The following is an 8,868-nucleotide window of genomic DNA, read 5'->3' on the forward strand; positions in this document are numbered from 1 at the left end:
TCTATCCATGATTCTTTTATTCAGAATACCCGGAAAGTGACAGAAGAGGGATAATTGACAGTACTTCTAGTCAATGCGCCTTTAGGCGGTTGGACAAAACCATCAGGTGTTTCCATCCCAAATTCTTCCAACAGTTCAATCGCCCGTACTGTGGAGACATGTCGCCCTTTTTTGTTACTGGTACGAATTTTCATTGCCGCGATGACTTCGCAGTAACGTTCCATATCAGAGAGCGAAAGTTTTCTGGGTGTTCCACTATCTGAGCGGTTGATGGATTTTGGACGTGATGAATTACGCAACGCCCGATATAGCGTATCGGTTGACACACCATACAGTGCGGCTGTTTCTTCAATGAGAATTCGACGCTCTTGGCAACGACTAGGCAAAGATTCGAGGCGGTGGCGTAAATTGATGAGTGCCTCTGTCGGGATTTGCTTGTGTACCATGTTAGGTATTTATCTCTGCAATGTAGTTGTAGAGCGTTGGTTTGGAAATTCCCATCAACTTACATATTTCAATAATGGTGTGTTGTCTTTCGGTATAAAGCTTTACTGCTAATTGACGTTTAGCTGGGTCAAGGGCTTTTGGTCTTCCTCCCCTGTGACCGCGCTTACGCGCTGCTACAAGTCCAGCAGTTGTGCGTTCGCGGATTAGATTACGCTCAAATTCTGCCAATGCGCCAAATAAATGGAAAATCAGCCTACCACTGTTGTTCGTGGTGGTGATGGATTCTTGCAAACTAGAAAGCCCAATTCCTCGCTTATCTAAAGTTTCCATCGTTTCAATCAGGTCTTTGAGCGACCTTCCCAAGCGGTCGAGCCGCCATACCACCAAGAAAACCCGCAAGCCCAAAGTGAAGCCTGGAATGGCATCGGAGATTTTACAGTGCAAAACTTGGGCAGAGATTAGAGCGATCGCAAACAATGACAAAGCACTAATCAAGGAAGCAGGAACTCTTGCAAAGACAAAACCAGAGATGGATTTGATTGAGAAACTACCAAAGCTGATTTATGATTTCATGCTTGACTCTGGTGACTATAGTGACTTCGACTGGCTACCCACTTATGTTACTCAAGCGGTTCGTGCTTTAATGTCAGCGTCTGGTACAGATGATTAATTGACGAGAAAAATGCCCTTACCCCATCACCTTGGTGGGGTTTATATGCCCCAGACATAATGTGATAATGAAGCTTTGGGCAACACATAGGGCTGGGGTTGACATAGCTGCTGAGACGCCCTTGTCAGCCCATTCTGGAAGGGGTTTTATTTTAGGTAGTCACCTTTAAGCGAACACCCAAAACTACTTACTCTGTTTCAGGTATTAAACCCTTCTCAACTAGTACTTGCTTAGTCTTACGCACCTCTCTCAAAGTCACCGACTCATGCCCGAATAGTTGTACTATACTCAGTATCGTCTCATCCGAGCATTTAAAACCATGAAACGTAAGTCCCCAAACAACCTGCTCAAAGGGACTCAAAGCACCCATTATGTCAGCCAATGGGTTTTTCATAAAGTTTTGCATGTTATAAAAAATACACTACAGGCACTCATCATAACAAGCCATCAAGCAGATATGACCATTTGAGTTAGCTTTGGTAGAGTTTATTAATACGTGTAACAAAAACTTATGAGTGAACAACTATTGGAACTAGCCCAAGTTGGTTATGAAGCCTACTGTAATGCAGCCAACGGGAAGAACTTTGAAGGGGAGACCCTGCTTAGTTGGGATGAGTTACCAGACCATGCCAAGCACTACTGGTTAGTAACAGCTAATGCTATCTTAAGTCATGCAATGGGAGCTAATGATGGGAAACAAAACTAGAGAAAATAAGTCCGGAGGTAGTCTTAGTAGACTAGAGTAAACCGTATCCAGGAATACATTTTAGTAGTACAGACAGACTACACCAATGATAGACGTATGGGTTAAAGCACCGTCTTAGTATTAAGTCAAGTTAAACAACTTTTCATGGTTATAGAACCCTCGCCAGGGGTGCTTCTCCTTTATTACCTTTGTGTTACTAAACCCAGCGTGTACTATCTACCACTTACTGGGTTCTACGCAGAATATTAATACATTAAGCACCATCCGTAGTTGACCCCATTAGAGTAGCAAAATGCTCTAGTGGGGTTTTTTATTAAGCATATAACGGTCTAACCAGTTTAGCAACCATTATTTGCTGGATGTTTTCGTGTGTCTGGCATAAGTAAACCCAGTAGACTAGGGTAAACCGTATTCAGAAACACATTAGAGTATGACCAACAGACTACCCCAAGGAGAGACGTATGGGGTAACGCACCATCTTACTATTAAGTCAAACATATTTTGATGGTTTAGCCATCGTCAGGGTAGCATCTCCCCTTCTTACCTTCGTCTTACTTAACCAGCGTGTAGTATTTAGTACGTAGAGTGTTACATATATTTACGTGATCATCCCCATTAGAGTAGCAAAATGCTCTAAGAGGGGTTTTTTTATCATATAACGGGCTAACGAGTTTAGCAACTATCTATTTGCGGGGTGACTTAGTAAACCGAGTAAACCGTAAAGTACACCTATCAAGTAAACCAAGTAGACCCTAGTAAACCTAATGCCGAGCGCCACGACCCCTAAAGCGCTTTATGCAACGTTGCATACTGTCACTTTTCGCATTACCTGTAGAGCATTTAAACTCCTAGCCATCATTTTCGAGTGGAAATGCCTTAGTCTCATCGGATTTTTTTGGTGGAGGTGGATTTTGGGTTCCGCCCCAGACAACATTGCCGCCATTTATTTGTCGCAGTTCTTGTTCTGTTAATTCATAGTCTATTTCCCCTAAATGGCTATCGACTGAGGTTTTAGCCTGTCTCTTACTTTGTTTGTTGATCATGATTTAAGCTTTCACAACTTCGTCGTCATAAGAAGCTTACATCATAAAGTGCCTAAAAAAAGCCCCTCCACGATGCCCTGAAATGGGCTTATTTTTTCTTGATGGAGTGATTGCACCTTCAAAAAGAACCCCCGGTATTAATACAAAAGTTCTACTTTATTCTTTGAAAAAAGGGTGCGTTATCGAAAAGAGCCATTATCAGATTTGAACTCCTAACCATTTTGTGTAAATTTGTTCCGGTTCGGATGGAAAAAACCCGTAAACTCAATAAGACACAATTTGTGTAATGTCTGATTGAGTAAAAAGCTATGACACCAGTACAACTGATCCACACCGAAAAACGCCAAAAGCAATTAGCAGAATTACCTGCTGTTGATGCTCAAATTAAATTGGTCGGGATGTGGTTGCATGGCAAATCAGATATTACTATCAATCGCTACAGATACTACAGCACTACATTCTTGGCTCACTCGGTAGGTGTGGGAAAAACTTTGCTGACTTGCACTGCTGAGGATTTATGGGAGTTTGCTCAATGGTTGGGGGAATCAGGAAAAGCCCAAAGCACACAGAAAACGTACTTGGCAGCAATCAAGAGTTTACTGAGTTTTGCGCATAAAATTGGATATATGCGATTCAACGTTGGCGCTGCAATGAAATTGAAGAAAACTGCTGATGCACTCCATGAAAGATTGCTCAGTGAAACTGATGTTGCTTTGATGGTTCGGTTGACCCAGAGGGCTGACTATCGCTATAAAGCAGATAAGCAACGGGATGTATTAATTTTGAAATTGCTTTACACTGCGGGTTTACGGGTTTCTGAGTTGGTTGGGTTGACTTGGGGTGATGTTGCTAAAAGAAGCGAGCGCGGACAGATTACTGTAAAAGGTAAAGGCGATAAAACGCGCTCAATCCTATTACCTAAGCATATCTGGGATGAATTGATAATTTTTAAAGGTAGTTCTTCTGGCGACGTACCAATCTTCCGAAGTCGCAAAGGTGGTAAGGCATTGCACCGCCAGAATGTTGATCCAATTGTTAAAGCTGCTGCTTGCCGTGCAGGTCTATCGGATAAAGTTAGTGCTCACTGGCTAAGACACGCTCATGCAACACATGCTCTAGAACGCAATGCAAATGTGGGATTGGTTCAGCGAACAATGGGTCACGATAACGTAAGCACCACAAGTCGTTATCTTCACGCTCGTCCCGATGAAAGCAGTGCTCTTTATGTGGCAGCAGTGTAAAATTTTTAGTAAATTTCAAAACATCCTAGGAAGAAAATACACCATTAAAAGAAGCTGTATTTTTACCTTAAAGGCAATGAAGATTCTCGCAGTACTTAGCGTCGTGTCTGTTCTGCTTGTCTCCTCTATGAGTTCCGTACGCGCTCAAACCATTCATAACGCCGATTTTGATATCTACATTACCACCCCAGAAGGGAGAGAATATCCATTATTGCTTAATGGAGATGGAGAACCTTCAATGCCACCAGGTTGGAGTATTCGCAGGGTTCCAAAAGTACAAGCTGTTCCAGAACCTTCAATCCTGGTTGGTATTTTAGCTACTGGTTTTGTCTTTTTTGCTCGACGTAAAAGATTCGCTTAATTTGCAAGCCGAAAGATAAAGACTTCCCTTTCGCGCACATCGAAGTCCAGGGGAGTCCATAATCTGATTATTTGATCCGACTTTTCGCAAATATGCGATGCTCCGAACGCGAGTGCGTGTCCTCTGGACACAGGGAGCCGAAGCATTGCTGATCACCCGACGACTTTTACGATACTTCGACCTTGAGCAAATGTGCGATGGATAATCACTCATTCTTGAGCGTTGGTGATTAATTGTTAATGGTTAATTACAATTAACCATTAACAACCTTACAGATCTAATAAGTATTTAACCGGACATGCTATGGTTGTCAGCTTGAGCGTCGCAGCTATTTTTCTTAATGGTGACGGTGATGGTGATGGTGACGGTGATGGTGATGCTCTTGAGACACCTCTTCTTCACCGTGTAGACGGTTATGAACTACGCGATGGATTGCGTTATCAACCATTAAATTAACTTCAGTTTCTATCATTGGCTCAATTGAGCGACCACCAGGGACATGAGAAAGGATGCCGTGAATAATTCCATTTGTAACTTTGTTTGCTGCCGTATCAATTACAGCATCAATACCAAACTCAGCAATTTGCTTAACTTTATTGTGCTTAGACATGATTTTCCCTCTCCGTTTATAGAATTTAGAGAATTTATCAGAAAAACACTTGCAATACTTAACACAAACTCATTGTTTAACAAATGCTAGGTATTTATTACATTCGTGAAACCTTCTCAAATATGACTTCTGACTGACATTTAAAGACTACAATCGAGCATGTTGTGTTTCCAGAAAAATCTCAAAATTTTAACTGTCTCCTGACCAGCAGGCGATAGCCCTTTGGGCTGACGCTCCGCGTATCGCCAAAGCATTGGAGGCACATTTACCTACGATGGGTTTTGTGTATTGTTCACAAAGTAGATTATCTGTTTTTTAAACAAATTAAACTTAAAAAGAAAAATGAGAATGAGTATAGGTGACTAAATTATGGAATTTTCCTGTGCTCTTTCTTCCACCTTCTCCAATAGCTCAAGTATCTCCAGAACCATCCCCAGCAGGTGTTCAGCCTGTTGCAGAGTTGGTTTCGTCCTTCATTGCTTCGCCTTCCCCAATTTTTAGGCAGGTAAGGTCTGCTCCAATAGACGCATCATTCCAATTCCCAAGTATTAATTATGACGACCCTCAACTGATAGGATTTGGGTTTTATCCTCGCGCATATCCAGGTGGACCGAATCCTTATTTTATCGTTCGGAATGTCGAAGATACTTCCGGTAATTTTATTCTTGAGTACAGAGTTCATAGTGTTGAGGTTCCCCCAGAGTTTGCTCCCAAAGAGGATTTCCCCCGACCCTTTTCTTTTCCAGATATACAATTTTTACGAGTTAATTCGGCATCAGTCGCCGAACCTTCAATTCTTATTGGTGTCTTTGCAACTGGTACATTCTTCTTCATCCGACGTAAAAAATTTGTTTAGCTTGATCGCCTTACAAGCGATCGCTATATCACGATGCTACTCAACGCAATGAATAATTTTTACCGCTAACCCAGCTAAAACGCTCTGCGCAAGGCTTTGGGACGCAAGATTTAGTTGAACCTTGCTTCACGCAGTACTTACGGCGATGCTCATGCGCGGAGCAACCATTGGTGATCGCATTAAAAACCCCTCTTTTTCAGCTAGCATTAAAAGAGGGGTATCTAACGTGAAGACCAAAAATAGATTAAGTTTATGCACCCCGGCTAATTTTATACATTCCAGATATATAGTTTTATATACTATATGGCTAATTTGTGTTAGGGGTTTATGCCCCTCAATGCGTTAAGCGTAGCTCTCCGTAGGAATCGCTAAATCAGAGTTTTCTGCCCAAAATTGTCCAAAGGTGAAATCCTTGTACGATGAGGCAAACGAGGATTTTGAGATTAAGAATTATCCAAAGGTTTTTGAGATTTTCCCGGCTGTTTTTGCACACGTTAGGATGTAAGCTTCTAGTGGCAGTGCAATTGTGAGATTTAAAATGCAAGACAGGAAGCAGAAAAAAGCCCTAACCAACAGCCAGTCGGCACAAATAGATTTCGAGTTATCGGATGAGGATTTATTAAAAATCAGTGGTGCCAACATTGTCTGGGGTGGAGTTGGAAATGAGCCTCCTCCCCCAAAATACGGTGAAACCAATGTAATTCCACTTGAGAATGATGGCTAGATTAAACTAATAAATCTTCTTACTCTTCTACTTGGGTGGGCATTTCAACTCGTAGATGTCGTACTTCATAGCCATGTTGAAGCACGAGATTGCTCAGGAGGCGGAGCCAAACCTTGGGCGATCGCCACACACAGCATACAACAGATGTAGAGATGGGTGCGCGTGTCCCCTTGAAACGAGCACGTATCGCCCCAAGGGCAGTAGTTTCAGCAATTGCCTATTACTAAACTTTGTAGACTTTCAGTACCTCATCACCATAATGGTTGATAACTTTGACAGCAATCTTGCCTGGTTTACCATCTTTGCTTTTGGGTGCATCAAAGGGACGGCTGGTGTTGGAATAAAGCGATAGCCAAGCTGACTCATCAATTTCAGCTTTCAGGGTGCGTTTAAGTTTGTCGTAGGGTTTATCTGCACCAGTGAAGTAAGCATGACGGACAAAGAAGCTTTCGCCGTTGTAGTTGGTGTCAATAAACCAGCAAGCAATATCATCAGTATAGCTACTACGAATTTCCCCTGTGGTAGGGTCATAAATATCTAGTCCGCGCAGAGTGACTGTTACCTTGTTATCAGATGAGTTGATCTCAATGTCTGGTTCACCAAAAACCATAAACAGGTTGCCTGAGCCAGTTTTCTTGAGCAGTTCATCTCCCAGTAGCAAGTCGGGATTCATACGGGTGACTAAGACTTGTAACTTGCCATAGCGTCTTGACTCTTCTGCAACACCAGGGTCAAACGTAAAGCCACAAACAACCAACAAGTCATAGCCTAAACCTTGTACCGCTTCCTTGGCAGCTTCCTTGATTTGGTCAGAACCAACAGTGCCATACTCAGAACCGATGGAAACAGCTACTCGTTTTACTTTACCATCTTTGTCGGTATACTCTCCTACCGCCTGTATCCAAGTACTGGAGTAAGGTTCTAGGTTGTCGAATACAAGGCGCTCATCTTTTTTTGTGTTCTGGACTCCGGCTTTGCGTAGATTTTCGATAATTCTAATTTCAAACTGGTCAGAGGCATTTTGTGTGCCTTCTGTTTCTGAGGCGGGACGTTCTTCATCTGTAGCCAAAAGACGGTGAGGGGAAAGACTTTCCACGGTAAATGGACCAGTAATCCGCAAGCGCTTTTTATCTTCGTAAGGTTGGTCATAGAGAGTTTCGTAGTCAGCATTGCGAGCAATTGATTCGTCAATTTCCTGCTGACGCTGCCGCCGCACTTCCCACCACTTCTGCAATAGGTTTTTTGCTTCCTGTGACCATTTTTCCCCTGGTTCACGGGGTACTTCCCACTCCTGCCATGATTTCTTAAGGAGTTGGTTTAACTGGGTGCGGATGGGTTCAAGTTGTTGTTGGCACTTTTCGTGGATAGTATCGATTTCAGGATTGTTGGCGATCGCTTTAAGGGTAATATGGGGAACACGTTTATAAACAAAACCCTTTTTGATATCGCCTTCTGTTTTGATGTTGGTGGATGGGAGTTGTCCTGTGATTCCTGCTTCTTTTTGAATACCTTCTGGTGAATCAGCCAAGATGTAGTAGGGAAACTGGGCTGACATCAGACGAGTACGGGCAAGTGCCAGGGCTACGCGGCTTGTGTCAATGGTAATCCAGCGTCTCCCCCATTGCTCAGCAACGTATGCGGTTGTACCACTGCCACAGGTGGGGTCAAGAACAAGGTCGCCTGGGTCAGTGCTTGCAAGTAAGCACCTTTCAATAGCACTTGTAGTTGTCTGCACTACATAAATTTTGTCCGATGTTCCACCCATGTCATCCCATAATGCAGTTAATTTTGACATAGGATAATCATCTTGAAATAATACTTGCTGCAAGTTGGTACTAGTAGCTTGGATACGACCAGCAAGTGCGAGTTTATCCATGCCATTCTTGTCAGTTTTCCAACATAATTTTTTTGGGGGATTAAATATTTCTCCTTCAAAATTAAATGGAAAATCTTGATTTTGGCGATATTGTGCTGGAAGCAGTGAAACCAAACGATAAACGCGAGAGCCTTTTGGTAGTTCTGAATGACTCTTAATCTCTTTTGCAGTCATCTTTCGCCTAAATCTGGTAACTTAACCCATGACCAAAGACTGCTGCCTTCTACGTTCATAGGCTTTAATATAGAACGTGACTTTACGACAGCTTTGTTCTTGGCATAAGTAAGTCAGGGAGAAAAATTACAAGTATGTAACAAAGGGTTAAGCAGAAAAA

Annotated in this window: 12 protein-coding genes; 6 read left to right on the forward strand and 6 right to left on the reverse strand. The window is 42.6% G+C overall.

Translation table 11 applies throughout. From position 1 onward, the window contains the following. Positions 1 to 20 precede the first annotated feature (20 nt). Together AC5JM2_RS18600 and AC5JM2_RS18605 are read right to left on the reverse strand one after the other, a co-directional pair. A complete protein-coding gene (locus AC5JM2_RS18600) occupies positions 21 to 446 on the reverse strand; it encodes a hypothetical protein (protein ID WP_495836339.1) in 426 nt (141 codons plus the stop codon). A 1-nt stretch (position 447) separates the two neighbouring features. Next, positions 448 to 852 carry a recombinase family protein gene (locus AC5JM2_RS18605; RefSeq protein WP_495836340.1) on the reverse strand — a complete coding sequence of 135 codons (405 nt, stop codon included), beginning with the start codon at positions 850 to 852 and terminating at the stop codon, positions 448 to 450. 13 nt (positions 853 to 865) lie between these two features. On the opposite strand from AC5JM2_RS18605, the gene AC5JM2_RS18610 reads away from it, so the two are divergent. Further along, a complete protein-coding gene (locus AC5JM2_RS18610; protein ID WP_495836341.1) occupies positions 866 to 1,117 on the forward strand; it encodes a hypothetical protein in 252 nt (83 codons plus the stop codon). A gap of 187 nt (positions 1,118 to 1,304) precedes the next feature. Here the strand turns inward: AC5JM2_RS18610 and AC5JM2_RS18615 are convergent, their stop codons facing one another. Beyond that, positions 1,305 to 1,511, reverse strand: a complete 207-nt coding sequence (locus AC5JM2_RS18615) for a hypothetical protein (RefSeq protein WP_495836342.1) — start codon at positions 1,509 to 1,511, stop codon at positions 1,305 to 1,307. 117 nt (positions 1,512 to 1,628) lie between these two features. Between AC5JM2_RS18615 and AC5JM2_RS18620 the strand changes: the two genes are divergently transcribed. Then, positions 1,629 to 1,823 (forward strand): hypothetical protein, encoded by a 195-nt coding sequence (locus AC5JM2_RS18620; protein ID WP_495836343.1) that lies wholly within the window; start codon positions 1,629 to 1,631, stop codon positions 1,821 to 1,823. 848 nt (positions 1,824 to 2,671) lie between these two features. On the opposite strand, the gene AC5JM2_RS18625 is transcribed toward AC5JM2_RS18620, so the two are convergent. Next, positions 2,672 to 2,866 carry a hypothetical protein gene (locus tag AC5JM2_RS18625; protein ID WP_495836344.1) on the reverse strand — a complete coding sequence of 65 codons (195 nt, stop codon included), beginning with the start codon at positions 2,864 to 2,866 and terminating at the stop codon, positions 2,672 to 2,674. Positions 2,867 to 3,174: 308 nt separating this feature from the next. Between AC5JM2_RS18625 and AC5JM2_RS18630 the strand changes: the two genes are divergently transcribed. Both AC5JM2_RS18630 and AC5JM2_RS18635 read left to right on the forward strand, forming a co-directional pair. Continuing rightward, entirely contained in the window at positions 3,175 to 4,107 is a 933-nt protein-coding gene (locus AC5JM2_RS18630) for a tyrosine-type recombinase/integrase (protein ID WP_495836345.1), read from the forward strand. A 76-nt stretch (positions 4,108 to 4,183) separates the two neighbouring features. Beyond that, positions 4,184 to 4,468, forward strand: coding sequence for a PEP-CTERM sorting domain-containing protein (locus AC5JM2_RS18635; RefSeq protein ID WP_495836346.1), 285 nt, complete (start codon positions 4,184 to 4,186; stop codon positions 4,466 to 4,468). Positions 4,469 to 4,805: 337 nt separating this feature from the next. Here the strand turns inward: AC5JM2_RS18635 and AC5JM2_RS18640 are convergent, their stop codons facing one another. Further along, positions 4,806 to 5,078: a hypothetical protein gene (locus AC5JM2_RS18640; protein ID WP_495836347.1), complete on the reverse strand. Its 273-nt coding sequence runs from the start codon at positions 5,076 to 5,078 to the stop codon at positions 4,806 to 4,808. A gap of 358 nt (positions 5,079 to 5,436) precedes the next feature. Between AC5JM2_RS18640 and AC5JM2_RS18645 the strand changes: the two genes are divergently transcribed. After that, positions 5,437 to 5,934, forward strand: coding sequence for a PEP-CTERM sorting domain-containing protein (locus AC5JM2_RS18645; RefSeq protein ID WP_495836348.1), 498 nt, complete (start codon positions 5,437 to 5,439; stop codon positions 5,932 to 5,934). Positions 5,935 to 6,472: 538 nt separating this feature from the next. Then, the gene (locus tag AC5JM2_RS18650; protein ID WP_495836349.1) at positions 6,473 to 6,658 is read left to right on the forward strand and encodes a hypothetical protein; all 186 of its coding nucleotides are present in this window, start codon (positions 6,473 to 6,475) and stop codon (positions 6,656 to 6,658) included. A gap of 223 nt (positions 6,659 to 6,881) precedes the next feature. Here the strand turns inward: AC5JM2_RS18650 and AC5JM2_RS18655 are convergent, their stop codons facing one another. Next, positions 6,882 to 8,708, reverse strand: a complete 1,827-nt coding sequence (locus tag AC5JM2_RS18655) for a DNA methyltransferase (protein ID WP_495836350.1) — start codon at positions 8,706 to 8,708, stop codon at positions 6,882 to 6,884. Positions 8,709 to 8,868 lie beyond the last annotated feature (160 nt).

The sequence above is a fragment of the Brasilonema angustatum genome (genome assembly GCF_059505445.1).